This window comes from Bhargavaea ginsengi (assembly GCF_900109165.1).
Classification (GTDB): Bacteria; Bacillota; Bacilli; order Bacillales_A; family Planococcaceae; genus Bhargavaea; species Bhargavaea ginsengi.
In genome coordinates this window covers 494,326-512,163 of record NZ_FNZF01000002.1, presented here as the reverse complement: position 1 = coordinate 512,163, position 17,838 = coordinate 494,326, and the positions used below count along the sequence as shown (strand labels likewise).

The 17,838-nt window shown below is 51.1% G+C and carries 15 protein-coding genes; 10 read left to right on the top strand and 5 right to left on the bottom strand.

The features are described from left to right. Positions 1-64: 64 nt before the first annotated feature. Positions 65-1,291 (bottom strand): NCS2 family permease, encoded by a 1,227-nt coding sequence (locus tag BMX91_RS07710; RefSeq protein ID WP_245744354.1) that lies wholly within the window; start codon positions 1,289-1,291, stop codon positions 65-67. Positions 1,292-1,489: 198 nt separating this feature from the next. Next, entirely contained in the window at positions 1,490-3,304 is a 1,815-nt protein-coding gene (pepF, locus tag BMX91_RS07705; RefSeq protein ID WP_092051771.1) for an oligoendopeptidase F, read from the bottom strand. A gap of 158 nt (positions 3,305-3,462) precedes the next feature. On the opposite strand from pepF, the gene BMX91_RS07700 reads away from it, so the two are divergent. From BMX91_RS07700 to BMX91_RS07680, 6 genes are all read left to right on the top strand, one after another. Next, the gene (locus BMX91_RS07700) at positions 3,463-4,710 is read left to right on the top strand and encodes a cytochrome P450 (protein ID WP_177168316.1); all 1,248 of its coding nucleotides are present in this window, start codon (positions 3,463-3,465) and stop codon (positions 4,708-4,710) included. A 269-nt stretch (positions 4,711-4,979) separates the two neighbouring features. Continuing rightward, complete coding sequence (locus BMX91_RS15730) at positions 4,980-5,123, top strand: hypothetical protein (RefSeq protein ID WP_177168315.1); 144 nt, start codon at positions 4,980-4,982, stop codon at positions 5,121-5,123. 169 nt (positions 5,124-5,292) lie between these two features. After that, on the top strand, positions 5,293-5,991 hold the full coding sequence (locus BMX91_RS07695) for a hypothetical protein (protein ID WP_092051768.1): 699 nt from the start codon (positions 5,293-5,295) through the stop codon (positions 5,989-5,991). Positions 5,992-6,035: 44 nt separating this feature from the next. After that, positions 6,036-6,482 carry a hypothetical protein gene (locus BMX91_RS07690; RefSeq protein ID WP_092051766.1) on the top strand — a complete coding sequence of 149 codons (447 nt, stop codon included), beginning with the start codon at positions 6,036-6,038 and terminating at the stop codon, positions 6,480-6,482. A 367-nt stretch (positions 6,483-6,849) separates the two neighbouring features. Then, a complete protein-coding gene (locus tag BMX91_RS07685) occupies positions 6,850-7,341 on the top strand; it encodes a PaaI family thioesterase (protein WP_092051764.1) in 492 nt (163 codons plus the stop codon). A gap of 793 nt (positions 7,342-8,134) precedes the next feature. Then, positions 8,135-8,737, top strand: coding sequence for an alpha/beta hydrolase (locus tag BMX91_RS07680; RefSeq protein WP_092051762.1), 603 nt, complete (start codon positions 8,135-8,137; stop codon positions 8,735-8,737). Between the two features lie 38 nt (positions 8,738-8,775). Here the strand turns inward: BMX91_RS07680 and BMX91_RS07675 are convergent, their stop codons facing one another. After that, entirely contained in the window at positions 8,776-9,399 is a 624-nt protein-coding gene (locus BMX91_RS07675) for a DUF3298 and DUF4163 domain-containing protein (RefSeq protein WP_245744328.1), read from the bottom strand. 129 nt (positions 9,400-9,528) lie between these two features. Between BMX91_RS07675 and BMX91_RS07670 the strand changes: the two genes are divergently transcribed. Next, the gene (locus tag BMX91_RS07670; protein WP_092051756.1) at positions 9,529-11,205 is read left to right on the top strand and encodes a formate--tetrahydrofolate ligase; all 1,677 of its coding nucleotides are present in this window, start codon (positions 9,529-9,531) and stop codon (positions 11,203-11,205) included. A gap of 57 nt (positions 11,206-11,262) precedes the next feature. On the opposite strand, the gene BMX91_RS07665 is transcribed toward BMX91_RS07670, so the two are convergent. Continuing rightward, entirely contained in the window at positions 11,263-13,527 is a 2,265-nt protein-coding gene (locus BMX91_RS07665; RefSeq protein WP_092051754.1) for an ATP-binding cassette domain-containing protein, read from the bottom strand. 78 nt (positions 13,528-13,605) lie between these two features. Between BMX91_RS07665 and BMX91_RS07660 the strand changes: the two genes are divergently transcribed. Next, on the top strand, positions 13,606-14,178 hold the full coding sequence (locus BMX91_RS07660) for a uracil-DNA glycosylase (RefSeq protein ID WP_177168314.1): 573 nt from the start codon (positions 13,606-13,608) through the stop codon (positions 14,176-14,178). A gap of 48 nt (positions 14,179-14,226) precedes the next feature. Here the strand turns inward: BMX91_RS07660 and ilvA are convergent, their stop codons facing one another. Further along, the gene (ilvA, locus tag BMX91_RS07655) at positions 14,227-15,495 is read right to left on the bottom strand and encodes a threonine ammonia-lyase IlvA (RefSeq protein ID WP_008299634.1); all 1,269 of its coding nucleotides are present in this window, start codon (positions 15,493-15,495) and stop codon (positions 14,227-14,229) included. A gap of 187 nt (positions 15,496-15,682) precedes the next feature. Here ilvA and kynU point away from each other — a divergent pair, with 187 nt between their 5' ends. Both kynU and kynA read left to right on the top strand, forming a co-directional pair. Beyond that, the gene (gene kynU / locus BMX91_RS07650) at positions 15,683-16,957 is read left to right on the top strand and encodes a kynureninase (protein WP_092051751.1); all 1,275 of its coding nucleotides are present in this window, start codon (positions 15,683-15,685) and stop codon (positions 16,955-16,957) included. A gap of 17 nt (positions 16,958-16,974) precedes the next feature. Next, complete coding sequence (gene kynA / locus BMX91_RS07645) at positions 16,975-17,829, top strand: tryptophan 2,3-dioxygenase (RefSeq protein ID WP_092051748.1); 855 nt, start codon at positions 16,975-16,977, stop codon at positions 17,827-17,829. Positions 17,830-17,838 lie beyond the last annotated feature (9 nt).

The window sequence follows — 17,838 nt, the reverse complement described above, 5'->3', positions numbered from 1 at the left end:
CCAGTCATAACAAAAAAGCTTTCCGGAATCTACTCCGGAAAGCTTTTAATTTTATGGCGGTCCCTCAGATCAGGTAAACCGCAAAGTTCAAGATGAAGAGGACCGCAATCACATAAAGCGGCTTGGCGACTTCCGCGGCTCTGCCGCTTGCCAGCTTCAGCAGCGGATAGAGGATAAATCCGACGGCAACGCCATCAGCGATGCTCTGAGTGAATGGAATCATGGCGATCAGGAAGATCGCAGGGAACGCCTCAGTCAGATCGGATGTTTCCAGGTCAGTAATGTTCTGGACCATCAGACCACCGATGATCAGAAGAATCGGGGCGATCGCATTGTCCGGAATATACTGGATGACCGGAATAAAGAAAATAGACAGCAAAAACAGGATTCCTGCGGTAATCGCACTTAGTCCGGTCCTGCCGCCGGCTGCTATGACCGCGCCGGTTTCGGCGGTTGCTACCGGCGTGCTGGAGCCGAACAGGCCGGAAAGCATGGCGGATACCGATGTCGCCTGAAGCGCTTTTTGGGCTTTCTCTGGCCGGCCGGCCGCTGCAGTATGGGACTGCACAAGGCCGATGTTCTCAAAAACGGTCACCATCGTCAGGGAAAAGGTCCCGACGAGGAACGCCATGGAAAGCACGCTGTCGAAAGACCATGCAGCAAACACTTCGCTATAGGATGCCAGTGAGACTTCCTTATTGCCGGAGCCTTCCGGCAAAATACCAAAGAGTGCAGCAATCCCGGTGCCTGCAATCATCGCCCAGAGGAAATGTCCCTTCACGTTGCGAAGGAACAGGACGAGGGCGATCAGCAGTGTCAGGACCGTCGCGATCAGCCTTGGGTCTGAAAGGTCACCAAGAGCGATCATCGAGCTTGTCCCCCGATCGATGATTCCGCCTTTCTCCAGGCCGATGAAGATGAGAAACAGTCCGATTCCGACTGTAATGGCAATCTTCAAGGACTGAGGAATCACCCGGTTCAAGATGGATCCGAGCCTTGTGAAGGCTACCGCAACAAACAGAACACCGGAGATAAAGACGAGCGTCAATGCTGTCCGGTAATCCAGTCCCATCGAATGGACGAATGTGTATGTGAACATCACATTAATGCCCATCCCGGGGACGAGAAGAATCGGCGCATTGGCCCAGAAGCCCATCAGGACACAGCCGATAAATGAAATCAGGATGGTTGCCACCATCGCGCCTTCGAGCGGCATGCCGGATTCAGCCAGGATAAACGAGTTGACCGCGATGATGTAGGCGATGGTAAAGAAGCCCACCAGTCCTGCCATGATCTCGGTCCGGGCATTTGTCCCGTGTCCCTTCAAATCAAATAAATCTTTTTTCAATGGTAAAACCTGCTATTCAATTATCCCTCTCCCAACCCGCTTCGCTCTAAAAAAGAGGAAGCCACAAGTCTTTATTATACTCCGGAATCACCGGACCATCAAAGGAAACCCCTTCCACAACATGTGGAAGGGGTAAGGAAATTATGCTTCGGTATTGGCGGAAATTTCTTCTGTCAGCTTTTCAAGCTGGTCGATCAGGTTGCCGATATGTGCGATCGTATCGCGGAGAGGGGCATCAGTCGTGATGTCGACACCTGCCATTTGGGCAAGTTCCACCGGAGACTTCGTACCGCCTGCGCGAAGGACTTCCAGCCAGTCGTTCACAGCCGACTCGCCCTCGTCCAGGATCCGCTTCGACACCTGAGTTGAGATTGTCAGGCCTGCACTGTAGGTATATGGATAAAGGCCCATATAGTAATGAGGCTGGCGCATCCAAGTGAGTTCCGCGCCTTCTTCGATCGTTACATCGCTGCCCCAGAACTCTTCAAGCACACCGCGCTTCAGTTCATTCAGCACGCCTGCATTGACGCTCTGGCCGGCATCGATGCGCTCATAGACTTTCCGCTGGTAGGCAGCTTCAAGAAGGTGGGTGACGAAATTGTGATAGTACGTCCGCGCCACGATGGAGGCGATGACCCAACGTTTGAAACGCGGATCATCCGAGTTCTTGAGCAGGTGATTGGCCATCAGCATCTCGTTCATCGTCGACGGTGCTTCAATAAAGTAAAGGGACGGACGGGCGTTGAAGACTCCCTGCTCTCTGTTGGCATTGTAGAAATGACCCGCGTGGCCGAGTTCGTGCGCGAGGACGAACACATCTTCCATGCTGCCGGACCAGGAGATCAGGATGTAAGGATGCACGCCGTAAGGGCTGGAGCAGAAAGCACCCGTGGATTTTCCTTTGTTCTGGGCGAAGTCGGTCCAGCGTTCGTCATAGGAGCGCTTCAGCATTTCGTAATAGTCGTCTCCCATTACGGACAGGGCTTCGAAGATATACTTCTTGGACTCTTCGATGGTGATCTTCGGCTCATACGACGGGTCAAGCGGCACTTTCAGGTCCGCGAAGGTCATCCGGTCGATGCCATGCACGTTCTGAAGCAATTTGGCGTAACGGCGCATATGAGGCGCCAGTTCTTTCATGATCAGGTCGATCTGGCGGTCGTACAGTTCCCGGTCGACTTCCTGGTTGAACAGCAGGTAATCGAAGACCGTATCGAATCCGCGAAGGTCGGAAGTCGTCTTCTCTGTCTGGAGATGAGTGTCATACGTCTTGGCAGTCGTGTGCTGATAGTCGGCCAGTTTTTCGTAAAACGCTTTATAGGCTGCACGGCGTTTTTCCGTGTCCGGATCGGTTTCCCATGTTCCTTCAAACAGGTTGTAGCTGTTCGGGAACTGCTCGCCGCCCGCTTCAAAGTCAGGGAAGTCCATATCAACCAGTTTAGTGACGTTGTAGAGTTCATATGGAGCATCCAATACGGAAGAGAAGGCCGCAAGAACTTTCTCCACTTCCGGGTGCAGCTTGTGAGGCTTAAAACGTAGAATATCCCGCAGATAAATCCGGAACTCTTCCGATTGCTCCATCGCCTGTTTCAGCTCTTCTTCAGGAAGTTGAGAGAGCTCGCTCTCGAAAAAGCTCATCTCGGCAGAGCTTTTTGCCATGAGTGAACCGAATGCTGCCCCTCTCATCTGATGGTCGCTGTTCGTCTGGTCTTCGCTCTGCAATAGATTGACATAAGTTCCCGCCGGAATGATTTTTTCATAGATTGCGGCGTACTCTTTGAGCGCGGAAAGCGCAGATGCGGCATCAGTCACATTGCCTTTGTATTTTGCGGAAAACGTGCGTACATCTTCACGGATCTCATCCAGCCGTGCTTCGTAATCAGTTTCCGAAGCGAACAGATCATTCAGGTTCCATGTTTCTTCCAGCTTCACTTTTGAACGCGGAATTGCGGACATTGGTATATCCCCCTTATTCTTACGGTAGTCGAACTAATTGTATAACATTCGGGCAATCATTGAAAGCAGATTCTGACCTTTCTGACTTGCGGCATTACGTTATTCCTAGCGGGAATCAGGGAATACATAGAGGACTATCTGACAGAAGAGGTGTAGGGATGACAAAGCAGATTCCAGAGATCAAGATGATTGACAGTACGTTCAACGTGGTCACCGAAGGATACAACTTTGTCGGAAAACGGATGGCCCAACTGGAGACCGATGTCTTCGAGGCGAGGATCCTGGGCAAGAAGATGATCGTCATGACCGGGCGGGATGCCGCTGAATTGTTTTATGACGAATCCAGGATCAAGCGGGAAGGCGCCATGCCAAAACGCATCCAGAAAACGCTGTTCGGCGTAAACGGAATCCATACGAAGGACGGACAAAAGCACAAAATCCGGAAAGCCATGTTCATGTCGATGATGACCGAAGAAAGGCTGGCCCATCTCCGTACAATCCTTCAGGAAGAGTGGAAACGCAAGGGGCTGGAAATGGAACAGAAAAAGCGTGCTGTTTTGTTTGATGAATCAGAGGAACTGATTCTGAGAGCCATGTGCCGGTGGACAGGCGTTCCGCTGACGGATGCGGAATCCTGGCGGCGGGCCTATGAGGTCGGTGTGATGATTGATGCTGCGGGCGGCGTCGGTAAACGATACCGGGAAGGAGAAAAAGTTCGGACGGAGACGGAAGGTTGGATCCAGGAAGTGATCGAAGCGGTCCGGGACGGCCGGATGAAGGCCGAGGAAGGCACACCGGTACATACCGTCGCTTTCCATGAGGAAGAAGGGGAACTGCTGGATGCCCATATGGCTGCCATCGAACTCCTCAATGTCATCCGGCCTGCCGTCGCAGTCGCCCGATTTGTCGCGTTTGCCGCACTGGCCCTGCATGATTTCCCGGAATGGAAGGACAAGCTGTCCACCACCAAAGAGCTGAACAACTTTGCCAACGAAGTCCGGCGTTTTTATCCGTTCACCCCTTTCCTCCCGGCAGTCGTCAAAGAAGACTTTGAATGGAAAGGCTATCTGTTCAAAGAAGGCCGTCATGTCATCCTGGATGTCCATGGCATCAACCGGGATCCGCTGATCTGGGAAGAGCCGGAGACATTCAATCCGGACCGGTTCAATGACTTTGTCGATGACCGGTTCAACTTCATCCCGCAGGGCGGCGGGGATCCGGACACCGGTCACCGGTGCCCGGGGGAACAGATTGCGGTCATGATTATCGAGGAAAGCGTAAGGTACCTCAATGAAAATCTGTCTTACGATGTTCCGGAGCAGGACCTCACCATCAACATGGTCCGCATGCCGACCTTGCCGAAAGACCGCTTCATCATGGACAATATCAGCGTGAAGGAAAATTAAATCAAAGTAGTGGTCCAGCGGATATGTACGGAATTAGAAGAAATTTTTCTGGTCCATTTTGTTATATAAAACGGTTAGTACCTCGGAAACCCCATACATCACGGGTAATCCGAGGTCTTTTTGTAAAAACTGCCCAATTCACAAGGCGAGTGCTCTGGAAAAAGCAAGGGCTTTCGGTTTTCGAGCTATTTTATAGCATGTCCATAAATCCTTAAAACCATCTGGTGTCTGTTGCCGAGACGATCAGCGATATTAGGAACAGGCATTGGATGAGTCTCGGTAAAGGATGGGTTTCAATAAAAAGTAATAAGTATGTCGAAATCACAAAAAAGTTACGACAAACCGCCGTACCGACAGCAGAAGAAAATAAAACATCTCGTTTTGTTTATGGCGAACAAGTCGGCGCAACATGAAAAAAGAATTAGATAATTATGCTCACGACAATACTGAATAATAATGCTAAATAGTCATTTACTGGCTTTTTTTGAAATGATAGAGTGGAAGTGCCAATTCCAGAAATGCTGAAGAAGGAGGATTAACACAATACGCTTGGCACTAAAAAAGAGAAAAGGGGTAAGGTACATGAAGAAAGTTGCTGTTTGTTTGCTAGTGATTTCATCGCTATTTATGTTTATGAAGATTGATAGAGTAAGTGCAGATCAGCTGAAAACTGAAAGTGTAACCGTTAAGAAAACAAATGATGTTTTCCAGGATTTTATTGAAAATGCTCCAATTGATGATATTGATGTTATTCAAACATCAGGCGATGTTATTTCAAAAGGAATAAGTATGGAAATCAAGAAGAATTTAGAACATCAAAATTATGAAACAGTTCTTAGAGGGCTAGAGGAACACGGATTATCTTTGCGATATATTGAAGACAATATTAATCCTATGTTAATCCAACCATACTCAATAGGTTCGACAGTAAACCGCACAGTTCATGTTTATCACTTGGAATATGACAATACAAAAAAGTTTAGAAAAGAATGGTCAACTGCTTTAAAGATTAGTTATAGAGAGAATTCAAATGGTACTTTTACAGCATTAGGTAATCCAACAGTAAATGTAAGCGCTAACTTTGGAGCAGCATTTACTGAAGAGGTCAGCAATATTTCAACGGGATATCGATACACTAGTGGTAACAGAGGAATTGATTTCTATGCTTCTTACAGAATGCGAGGAAGGGTAGTGATTCCAATTGAAATTGGAGGCGTCGAAATCCCCTTAGGGAAATGGTATGATTGGGGATATGTAAATCCAACATATAAATTAAGATAACGTTCACAAGAGAATCATTGCTAATAGAGGGGAGAGTCCGCTTAATGAATAATAACAGATTAATAGGCCTGTTTGTGAGCTTTCTCGTTATTTTAAATGGTCTCTTTATAGGATTAGAACTCTACAAGGAAGCGATTAGAAATCAGTGGGCCAGTAACCAACTGAAAGCCAACGTTGCTTATATGGAACTTAACACATTAAACAACTGGACTGTTTATATTGAATTCGCATTGTCAATTTATATTATTACTGTTGCAGTTTGGCTTATGATAAAAAATCAGGAATTTCTTAAAAAAATTCTAATTGTAAGTGCATTAACTCAAGTCGTTTTTTTGATCGTCGGATGGTTGTTGGCGTTGTATATCGACACTGCGGTATTTAATCTGACTCAACAACTTTTAGGACCAAGCTTTATAGTAGGGGTCTTAGTTGTTTATCAAATCATAAGACATACTTGGTTAAACGCCAGAACTTATCAGAAAGTAAATTGAGTTTTTTAATAACAGGCAAAGAAAAGCAAAATGTTTTTCTTTGCCTGGTTTTTGTTTGTCTATTAGCAACTGTATAGACAGAAGTATTTGGAATTTAATCACTGATGAAACCGAATTTAATGTTAACTAAACTCAATTTCAGTTGATTTAACACACATTAGTGTGTCTTACACCTTTGGACGTTTGGTAATCATACGAGGTACAGCTAAGCAATCTCAGTAAATGCATCTGTGGCCAAAAGCGATGCGTGGCCAACAAAGCTCTTCCTGCGACCCTATTCCTTCCCTGTCTCTTAATTTGCTAGCAGGAAATCCGGAAAAGCTGTCGAAGAGGGGAAGAAGATAATGGGGAAATAGGAGGGATTTAGATGGTGCGAGAAGCAAAAGAAATCATCCATGCCATCCAGGATGAGTATCCGGACGATTTCGCCTGTTGCTACGGGTGCGGAAGGCGTAATGCAAAGGGCCATCATTTTCGGACGGGTTGGGAAGGGGACGTAACAGTCACCTACTACGACCCTGCGGAAGATGAGCTGGCTCTTCCGGGGTTTGTCTACGGGGGTGTGATTGCCTCCATGATCGACTGCCACGGCACAGGCTCTGCATCTTTGGCGCTGCACAGAAAAAACGGCCACGAACCGGGAGACGGAGAGGACCCGCCAAGATTCGTCACTGCTTCGCTCCATGTTGACTTCAAAAAACCGACACCTCACGGAAAGCTCCTGAAGGCGACCGGCCGAGTGGAGGAAATCCACCCGAAAAAGTTCAAGGTGCTTGTTGAAGTTGAAGCAGACGGGGAAGTCTGTGTAACAGGTGAAGTCGTAGCGGTGGTTATGCCTGAAACATTTCTTCAGAAATAAAAAAAGGAGAAACCGCCCGATCCATCGATCGGGCGGTTTCCCTGCAAACGGAAAACTTGCTGATTCAGATACTGCTCTGACGAAGAAGTGATCCATCTCGTCTGTTGCAGGATCGGCCAAACTGCCGTCGCCTTTCCGGCAAAGGTGTCAAGTCGGTTGACCACCCAAGTTGCAGTCAGGCTGTCAAATGCACTTTCACAAAAAACTTACTGTCCGCCGCAGTCCCTGTCGGACCTCCGGGTTTCCATCGGCACCATCTCCTGAGTCACGTGCAAGGATTGTACGGAAAATCGATCCGTTCGTTCTTTGCGAAAACCTAAGCCCGTTTAGGCGGGTTTTCTTGTGTCCTCCTGGTGTCCATTGTCTACCATCCCCTGAGTCCATTGCATAGCTGTCCGGATTCACTCCGGTCAATCGCACCGGCAGATATCTACTTCAATCTGCCTATTTTTTTGTCCTCCTGGTTTCCATGATCCATCATCCTTTTGATGATTCGTCTTGCGGATATTCGGTCCGGCCGACACGGATCATGCGGCGCTGACGAGAATAGATCTACGTCACATAAAGCAAATTTTCCGCCAAGGCTGTGCAGTTCTCCGCCTTTGGCATCAATCGTACCGATGCATCCAGCGGTGTTCGCCTTGTACTGTTTATTTACCCGGCAGGAATTGGAGTAAACATTTCGTGCATACTTTTTTACGGTTTTTATTTTCGATAAAACAACTGACTTTCCATGCAGGATAAAACCTGTTACTATTATCTTTAATTCGAGATAAAGAAAGTAGGGATCCGATTGAAGCATATCTATAAGGAAGGTAAAGCTAACCGACCGACGCTTTTACTCTTGCATGGAACCGGAGGAACAGAAAATGACCTGCTCCCTATCGGTAATTTTATCGATCCGGATGGCGGAATCCTGAGTGTCAGGGGCGAGGTTCTTGAAAATGGCATGCCACGGTTTTTCAGGCGGCTGGCGGAAGGCGTGTTCGACCTGGAAGACTTGGTCAAACGTACGGAAGACCTGAATACATTCATCAATAAAGCTGCAGAAGACTACGGATTCGACCGGAATAACGTGATTGCAGTCGGTTACTCGAACGGGGCTAACATCGCGGCAAGCCTGATGTTCCATTACGCTGATGCCCTGAAGGGCGCAATCCTCCACCATCCGATGGTTCCGGTCCGTGATAAAGGACTTCCGTCATTGGATGGAACATCCGTCTTTATCGGCGCGGGCACCAATGATCCGATCTGTCCGATGGATGAAGCAAAAGATCTGAAGGGCCTTCTGGAAAGCGCGGGCGCAGATGTCCATGTCCATTGGGAAAACTTCGGTCACTCATTGACCCAGTCGGAAATTCAGGCTGCTGCCGCATGGTATCACAATAAATACTGAGAAAAAGCTCCAGTCCCCGGTCGGGGATCGGAGCTTTTTTAAAATGGGAGGAGTGTCGCTGCCGGACTGGGATCTGCGATAATAGACTCCAGTGATTTCAGCGCAATCGGAAAATAGGGGAAGCCGTAAACATACGGAGTGAGCTCATATAACTGGAAAAACAAAGTGAGGGAATGGTCGGCCAGATAAAAGTCCTGGTCAGGTGAAATCGACTCAAACGGTTCAAGAACCGGGACTTCCCATTGTTCGATCCATTCACCGATAAAACCGGACAGCACCTTTGTATATCCGCTGTCCGGTTTAAAAAGATCTCCAAGGCGATATCGCCTTCCGGTGTGGACGTCAAAGGTCAATCCTTTGGCAAGCGTCAGGCCGTGAGCCCCGCCCGTGAAGGAATAGACGACGAGAAGAAGGCTGAGCACGCCCCGTTCATTCGTCTTCACCTCATAGTAGCCGGTCATCTCAACCAGATTTTGATTTCCATAGCCAAGCTGCTGCACAAGCAGAGCGAACTCAGTGACGATCTCCAGATTGATCGCAGTCTGGGCTGATGGGTTGGCCAGACCGGTGACCTGCGGATATACCAGATCGATTTCGGGAGTTGCCATCCGGATCGGATGGGAAACAATCTGCACAGGAAGTTCGAATGGAATCGGTATCATCCTCTCTGTTTTCTTCATTCCATGCGCAGGGAAAAGTTTAGGTGTCATTCTTTTGTAAGAAGTCTGAAGACGGCGTGTCTTTCCGGGCAGTATAATGAAGATAACAACAGCCCGGAAGGGGAGACAGTGATGAAGACAACAACACCGCTGACTGATTTGGAAATCGCAAGCCGTGCCGAGATGAAACCGATCGGAGAGATTGCAGAAAAGGCAGGAATACCTGAAGAGGCATTGGAACCATACGGCCGATTCAAAGGAAAGATCGATGTGGACAAGCTTTCTCCTAACGATGCGGAAGGAAAGGTCGTGCTCGTGACGGCGATCAGCCCGACTCCGGCGGGTGAAGGAAAGTCGACGGTAACGGTCGGTCTTGCCGATGCATTTTCTCTGCTGGGTGAGAAAACGATGGTCGCTTTGCGGGAACCGTCGCTCGGTCCGGTCATGGGAATGAAAGGAGGAGCGGCAGGCGGCGGCTATTCGCAGGTCCTGCCGATGGAGGACATTAACCTTCACTTCACCGGAGATATCCATGCGATCACAACGGCCAATAACGCGCTTTCCGCTTTGATTGACAACCATCTTCATCAGGGCAATTCACTCGGTATCGATCCCAGAAGGATCACCTGGAAGCGGGTACTGGATATGAATGACCGGGCGCTCCGTCATGTGACCGTCGGGCTCGGCGGCCCGTCAGGCGGCATTCCGAGAGAAGACGGATTCGACATCACCGTCGCCTCTGAAATCATGGCTGTCTTCTGTCTGGCAAAGTCCCTGGATGACCTGAAAGAACGGCTTGCGCGCATCGTCATCGGCTATACGTACGGGAGAGAACCGGTGACTGTCCGTGACCTAGGTGCCGAAGGGGCATTGACCCTTTTGCTGAAAGAGGCGTTTAAGCCGAACCTTGTCCAGACGATCGGGGGGACCCCGGCGCTGATCCACGGCGGCCCGTTTGCCAACATCGCACACGGCTGCAACTCGCTTGCCGCCACCTTGACTGCGAAACAGCTGGCGGACATCGTGGTCACGGAAGCCGGTTTCGGTTCCGATCTGGGTGCGGAAAAGTTTATGGATATCAAAGCGCGGCAGGGGGATTTTAAGCCGGATGCAGTCGTCATTGTCGCGACCGTACGGGCACTGAAGATGCACGGCGGCATTCCGAAAACAGACCTTTCCGCCTCCAATGCGCTTGCCGTCGCCGAGGGACTTCCGAACCTGGCAAAGCATATCGACACGATCCGGGCGTTCGGTATCGAGCCTGTCGTGGCACTGAACCGTTTCATCACCGATACAGAGGAAGAAATCGAAACGATCCTCGGTTTTTGCCTTGAAAACGGTGTGCGGGCCGCGGTAGCCGATGTATGGGCACGGGGCGGTCAGGGCGGTACTGATGTGGCCAGGCTCGTCCTTGAACAAATCGGAGAAGGCAACCAATTCGCCCCGGTGTATGATGAATTGGATGCTTTCGAGGACAAAGTGGCAGCTATCGTGACAAAAGTATACGGCGGAGCAGGGGTGCATTTTACAGACCGTGCACAAAAGCAACTGGCCGAAATCAGGCAGCGGGGCTGGGACATCCTGCCGGTCTGCATGGCGAAGACCCAGTACTCGTTCACGGATGATCCAACAGTCCTCGGACGTCCGGAAGGATTCACGATCACCATCCGTGAACTGATCCCAAAACTCGGTGCCGGATTCATCGTCTGTCTGACAGGCGATATCATGACGATGCCGGGCCTGCCGAAGGAACCTGCCGCCATGCGCATGGACATTGACCGTGAAGGACATGCGGTCGGCCTGATGTAAAAGTTAAAAAATCGGACCTTCAGTTTTTTCGAAGGTCCGATTTTTCTATTTGGCCTATCAATGTTGCAGGTTTTCCTCGACATACGGCCTGGTGACGGATTTGCTGCTTTTCAGAAGCTCTCCGGGTGGTCCCGTGAAGAGGATATTGCCTCCTGCATTGCCTCCTCCGGGACCCAGTTCGATCAGATAGTCAGCCTGCTTGATAACATCCAGCCGGTGCTCGACCAAAAACAGGCTGTTTCCTTCATCAACGAGCTGATGAAAGAGGTCCATCAGCTTCAGCGTATCATCGGTATGGAGACCCTCTGTCGGTTCGTCCATGATAAAAACGGTGCCTTTCTCATTCAGGTGGCTCGCCAGTTTTACCCGCTGCAATTCACCGCCTGAAAGAGTCGACATCGATTGGTTCAGGCGGATATAGCCGAGCCCGACACGATCCAGAGAAATGAGCTGTTTCTTAAACGGTTCCTCTTCGAAGAAACTGACCGCTTCCTTTACAGACATTCCCATCACATCGGCAATCGACTGTCCGTCCACCCGGTACTGAAGGACTTCCGGGGCATACCGGGTGCCGTCACACACTTCACAGACCGTCTCGATCGGATCCATGAAGTGCATGCCGGTGACGATGATGCCCTTGCCTCCGCATGCAGGGCAGGCCCCCTTGGAATTAAAGCTGAAGAGGGAGGCTGCCTGCCCGGTTTGTCGGGCAAACCGCTTCCGAATGGCATCGGAAATGTCCAGATAAGTTGCAGGCGTCGAGCGGGACGTGGCGCCGATGGCGTTCTGGCTGATGGAGACAATCGGACCTGTCCAATCCTGCTCAAACAGCTGCATCAGTGAACTTTTGCCGGACCCGGCCACGCCGGCGATCACTGTAAGCACGCCGAGAGGGAAATCGACCGTGACATCATTCAGATTGTGCAGCGCAGCTTTTTCCAGGCGGTGCCATCCTGCTGGCGTCCGGGGTCTGTTGTTCAGCGGAACGGAATGCCGCAGGGACCGTCCGGTAAGCGTATCCGATGCCAAGAGGTCCGGATAGCTCCCGGTGAATACGACCTCACCTCCATGTTCACCGGCATGCGGACCCATATCGATGATGTGATCGGCCAGTTTGATGATTTCGGGATGGTGCTCGACAATCAGTACGGTATTGCCGTGGTCACGAAGCCTCATCAGCGACTTGCTCAGGCGTCTGATATCCGAGTGGTGAAGGCCGGCACTAGGCTCGTCGAACACGTACACCATATCGGAAAGCGAGGAGTTGATATACTTCGCGATCTTCGTCCGCTGCGCTTCTCCTCCTGACAGGGTGCTGACACCGCGGCTGAGCGTCAGGTACCCGAGACCGATGTCGACAAGTGCGCAAAGTCGGAGTTCCAGCTCTTTCTTAAGCTCGTTTGCAATCGGGTCGGTGATGGACCGGATAAACTGGACGGACTCATCTATGGACATTGCCACCACGTCCGCAATGCTATTGCCGTCGATTCTGCAGCTCCGTACTTTTTCGTTGACCCGGGTGCCGCCGCATTCCGGGCACTTGTATGTCGACACCATTTGGTCAAGCAGCTTCTGGTGGCGTTTGCCTTCCTTCTGGGTGATGACGCTCCGGTACATGCGCGGGACGATCCCTTCGAACTTGGCGGATTTGGGCCAGTTAGCCGGCGGGTTCTTCAATTTGATCTGTGGGGAGTAAAGGAACAGATCCAATTCCTCAGGTGAGTAGTCCCGGATTTTCTTGTCCAGGTCGAACAGGCCGCTGTAGGCATACCGCTTCCACCGCCAGGCCCCCGTGGTAAAGGCCGGGAAATTGATGACTCCCTCGTCATTCAGCGACTTATCGAAATCGATCAGCCGGTGGACATCCAGGTCCGTCACTTCGCCGATGCCTTCGCAGCGCGGGCACATGCCCGACGGGTGGTTAAAGGAAAATGCGTCGGAATAGCCGATGAACGGCCGGCCGACACGGGAATAGAGCAGTCGGAGCTGGGCGTAGATATCCGTATATGTCCCGACGGTCGACCGCGAATTTTGGCCGGGCTTTTTCTGGTCGAGGATTATTGTCACGGGCAGATTCTCGATCCTGCCGACCCGGGGCCTTCCGTACTTCGGAAGATACTGCTGGACGAAGCTGGGAAACGTTTCATTCAGCTCGCGTCGGGACTCGGCAGCGATTGTATTCAGACAGAGCGAAGACTTGCCGGAACCGGAGACACCGGTGAAAACGGTGATTTTCTTTTTTGGCAGGTCCACTGAGACATTTTTCAGATTGTTTTCATTGGCATGGATGATTCGGATGAATTCTTGGCTGACCGATGGCATGACGACACTCCTTCAGGGCAATGTTTATATATAAAAGTCCGTTATAGGTACTTTACACGAACGGGAAGGTGATGAAAAATGCCATTTTGCCCCCGAATCTGGCCGGAGGATCCGGCTCCTGCAAGTGAACGGGATTACAGGGAGTGCGGGCTTGACCGGCACGGGACGAGGATGGTATGGGGAGAAGGGAACCCGGAGGCGCCTATAATGGTGATTCTCGACAACCCGGGTGCCCGGGAGGACCGGGAGGGGGATCCGTTTGTCTGCGGTACCCGGCAGACCTTCCAGCAGGCCATCGCTGAAACCGGATTGGACGACAAGCTGTTTTATGTGACCTATATCTTGAAACGCAAGCCGGTCCGGAAATACGACAAGGAACAAGCGAGGGACATTTGCATGCGGCGCCATCTGGACGAACAACTGGAGACTTACCGGCCGGATCTTATCCTCTGCCTCGGAAATGTCGCCGTGCAATCGTTTTTCGGGAACCCCGAACTGGATGTGAAAGGACTGCGGGGCAGTTGGCATAGAGTAAACGGTTATGAGACGACCGTTGCCTACCATCCCTTGGCGGTCAGGCGCCGCCCCAATCTCTATAAACTCTTTCTCGAAGACATGGCACTCGTCAAAAACAAACTTGAACAGGACTGACCGGATGAACCGAAAAAAACTGTCCGGCAGCGCCGGACAGCAATGGAATCAGATCAGCAGGCCGAAAAGGTAGCTGTCTTTATTCAGTTCTTTATAAGGGAAGCCGAGGGTGGTCATGCGTTCGATCAGGCCTGTGTAGTCTTCGGGGTGTTTGATCTCGATGCCGACAATCGCCGGCCCGCTTTCTTTGTTATTTTTCTTTGTGTATTCAAACGTCGTGATATCATCATCGGGACCAAGCACATTGTCCAGGAACTGGCGGAGTGCGCCCGCACGCTGCGGGAAGTCAAGAATGAAGTAGTGGAGGAGCCCTTCATGGATCAGGGACTTTTCCCTGATTTCCTGCATGCGGCTGATGTCATTGTTTCCGCCGCTGATCACACAGACCACGGTTTTGCCTTTGATTTCATCCTTGTATTCATCCAGCGCCGCAATCGGCAGTGCACCGGCAGGCTCTGCCACAATGGCATGTTCATTGTACAGGTCAAGGATAGCCGTACACACTTTGCCTTCCGGAATAGGAAGGATGTCGTCCACATATTCGCTGCAGATCTCATAAGTGAGGGATCCCGGTGTCTGTACAGCAGCCCCGTCGACGAACTTATCGATGGAAGCGAGCGGAGTAACCTGTCCGCTCTCAATGGAAGCTTTCATGCTGGCGGCGCCCGCCGGCTCCACACCGATCATTTTTGTCTGCGGAGAGACATTCTTCATATAGGTGGCAAGTCCGGACATAAGCCCTCCGCCGCCGATGGATGCGAATACGAAGTCGGCAGGTTCTTCGATGTCATTCAGGATCTCGACTGCGACCGTTCCCTGGCCGGCCATCAGGACCGGATCATCGAACGGATGGATGAACAGCTGGCCGTGCTCCTCTTTATAGGCAAGTGCCTGGGCAGAGGACTCGTCGAACGTATCACCGGTCAGGATGATCTCGACCTGGTCACGGCCGAACATTTTCACCTGGTTGATCTTCTGCTTCGGCGTGGTCTGAGGCATGAAAATCTTGCCTTCAATGCCGAGTTCGGCACATGCATAGGCGACGCCCTGGGCGTGGTTTCCTGCACTTGCACAGACGACGCCTTTTTCGCGGGCTTCGTTCTCGACAGATTTGATCTTGTAGTAGGCGCCCCGGAGCTTGAACGACCGGACGTGCTGAAGGTCTTCGCGCTTGATGTATATCCGGCAGCCGTATTTTTCGGAAAGCCGTTTATTCAGCTGTAGGGGCGTATGTGCAACGACTTCCTTCAGCTTCTGGTAGGCGATCAGAATATCCTCCACGTGGAGCAATTTAGTCCGTTCATTTGTAGCTGGCATCCATAACACGACCTTTTTTTGAAATTGAATGGTTTTATTCTATCACGGATAAAGCTAAATCTCACGGTAATTTTCTAAAGATTCGAGTACAATTATATCTTCAAAAACTAGCCATTATTGCGGAAAGCGCTTGCAAGGTTTCTGGCATTGCCGTACAGTCGGAGTAAACAGCAAAGGGGGCCATGATATGGCGAAGAGGACTATGGAAGAGGCGAGGGAACTTGACCGGCAGGACAGCCTGAAGGATTTCCGGGAAGAATTCTACATACAGCCGGAAACGATTTACATGGACGGAAATTCGCTGGGCCTGATGTCCCGTCGGGCAGAGCAGGCGCTGATCGGCCTGATGGATTCATGGAAGGCGCACGGCATCAACGGCTGGACGGGTGGAGACCGTCCATGGTTCTATCTTCCGGAAGAGCTTTCGGCCAAAATGGCACCGTTTGTAGGGGCGAAGGCAGAGGAGGTCATCGTGACCGGGTCGACCACGTCTAATCTTCATCAGATCCTGGCGACATTCTTCCGGCCTGAAGGGAAGAAGACGAAGATCCTAGCGGACGAACTTAATTTCCCGAGTGATATTTACGCGATCAAAAGCCAATTGGAACTTCGTGGACTGGATCCGGAACTCCATCTGGTCAGCGTGAAAAGCCGCGACGGCCATTTGATCGAAGAAGAGGACATCATTAGTGCCATGTCGGATGAAATAGCAGTCGCCATTCTGCCATCGGTCCTTTACCGGAGCGGCCAGGTCCTCAACATGCCGGCACTGACGGAAGCAGCGCACCGGCACGGAATCCTGATCGGATTTGACCTCTGCCATTCGGTCGGTGCGATGGAGCATGACCTTCATGACTGGGGAGCCGACTTCGCATTCTGGTGCACCTACAAATACCTAAATGGTGGTCCGGGTTCAACTGGCGGTTTGTTTATCCATGAGCGTCATTTTGGGGCGGCTCCCGGACTTGCCGGCTGGTTCGGCTCCGACAAGGAAAAACAGTTTGACATGGAACATGACATGACTGCGGCTGTGCATGCGGGTGCTTATCAGGTGGGGACGCCGAACATTTTAAGTATGGCACCGCTTGCCGGCTCGCTGGAGCTTTTCGCAGAAGCGGGGCTCGGACGGCTGCGGGAAAAGTCGCTTAAGCTGACTCGCTTCATGATGGATCTGGTTGACCAGGAGTTGGACGGTCACGGGTTCAGGGTGGCCAATCCTCGGGAAGATGGGCGCCGGGGAGGCCATGTCTATCTGGAGCATGAAGAGGCTGCACGTATCTGCAGTGCGCTGAAAGCGGAAGGTGTCATTCCTGATTTCAGGGCACCAAAAGGTATCCGGCTGGCGCCGGCTGCGCTCTATAACTCATTCGAGGATGTCTATGAAACCATCCGGATTCTCAAGAAGATCATGGATGAGGAAGCGTACAAGAAGTTTGAAAACAAACGCGGCATCGTCGCCTGACAAAGGAGGGGCGTGCAATGCCCAAGAAAATTTCTGACCTGAAAAAAGCACTTGAACAGGAAAAGGACATCCATACGGACTTCAGGGAATCGATGACTTATGGTGAATACCTGTCACTTGATCAGATTCTTTCTTCTCAAAAACGCCTGTCCGGGCACCATGACGAAATGCTGTTCATCATCATTCATCAGGTGAGTGAACTCTGGATGAAGCTGATCCTGCATGAGCTCAGGTCTTCCATTGAAGACATCGGAAAAGACGATATGCAGCCGGCGTTCAAAAAGCTGGCACGTGTCTCGAAGATACAATCGCAGATCATCCAGGCATGGGATGTGCTGTCAACCATGACCCCGGCAGAATATCTGGAATTCCGGGACAGTCTGGGACGTGCTTCCGGTTTCCAGTCCTACCAATATCGGCTGATCGAGTTTGCACTCGGATACAAGTCGGAAGCCATCCTGAAAATCTATGAAAAAGATGTTCAGGTCCACCACGAACTAAAAGAGGCTTATGTGGAACCAGGTCTCTATGATGCGGCCATCGGGGCACTTTCCAGGGCCGGTTTCCCGATCAATAAAGACCTGCTGAACAGGGACTATTCGGTTGTTTATGCAGGAGATCCGACGGTCGCGGCGGCCTGGGAAGAGGTCTACCGGGATGTCGGCCGTTACTGGGATTTGTACCAGCTGGCGGAAAAAATGGTCGACGTGGAAGACTGGCTCCAGCAATGGCGGTTCCGCCATATGAAAACAGTGGAGCGCATCATCGGATTCAAGAAAGGTACGGGAGGGTCGTCCGGTGTCGGTTACTTGAGGCAAGTGCTTGACCATCGGTTCTTCCCGGAACTTTGGGATTTGAGGACAACGCTCTGAAAGGAGGAA

Excerpts from the sequence above, each read along its gene's own strand:
- BMX91_RS07710 (WP_245744354.1), bottom strand. The coding sequence starts at position 1,291 with ATGGCAGGACTGGTGGGCTTCTTTACCATCGCCTACATCATCGCGGTC.
- pepF (WP_092051771.1), bottom strand. The coding sequence starts at position 3,304 with ATGTCCGCAATTCCGCGTTCAAAAGTGAAGCTGGAAGAAACATGGAAC.
- BMX91_RS07700 (WP_177168316.1), top strand. The coding sequence starts at position 3,463 with ATGACAAAGCAGATTCCAGAGATCAAGATGATTGACAGTACGTTCAAC.
- BMX91_RS15730 (WP_177168315.1), top strand. The coding sequence starts at position 4,980 with ATGAGTCTCGGTAAAGGATGGGTTTCAATAAAAAGTAATAAGTATGTC.
- BMX91_RS07695 (WP_092051768.1), top strand. The coding sequence starts at position 5,293 with ATGAAGAAAGTTGCTGTTTGTTTGCTAGTGATTTCATCGCTATTTATG.
- BMX91_RS07690 (WP_092051766.1), top strand. The coding sequence starts at position 6,036 with ATGAATAATAACAGATTAATAGGCCTGTTTGTGAGCTTTCTCGTTATT.
- BMX91_RS07685 (WP_092051764.1), top strand. The coding sequence starts at position 6,850 with ATGGTGCGAGAAGCAAAAGAAATCATCCATGCCATCCAGGATGAGTAT.
- BMX91_RS07675 (WP_245744328.1), bottom strand. The coding sequence starts at position 9,399 with ATGATACCGATTCCATTCGAACTTCCTGTGCAGATTGTTTCCCATCCG.
- BMX91_RS07670 (WP_092051756.1), top strand. The coding sequence starts at position 9,529 with ATGAAGACAACAACACCGCTGACTGATTTGGAAATCGCAAGCCGTGCC.
- BMX91_RS07665 (WP_092051754.1), bottom strand. The coding sequence starts at position 13,527 with ATGCCATCGGTCAGCCAAGAATTCATCCGAATCATCCATGCCAATGAA.
- BMX91_RS07660 (WP_177168314.1), top strand. The coding sequence starts at position 13,606 with ATGCCATTTTGCCCCCGAATCTGGCCGGAGGATCCGGCTCCTGCAAGT.
- ilvA (WP_008299634.1), bottom strand. The coding sequence starts at position 15,495 with ATGCCAGCTACAAATGAACGGACTAAATTGCTCCACGTGGAGGATATT.
- kynU (WP_092051751.1), top strand. The coding sequence starts at position 15,683 with ATGGCGAAGAGGACTATGGAAGAGGCGAGGGAACTTGACCGGCAGGAC.
- kynA (WP_092051748.1), top strand. The coding sequence starts at position 16,975 with ATGCCCAAGAAAATTTCTGACCTGAAAAAAGCACTTGAACAGGAAAAG.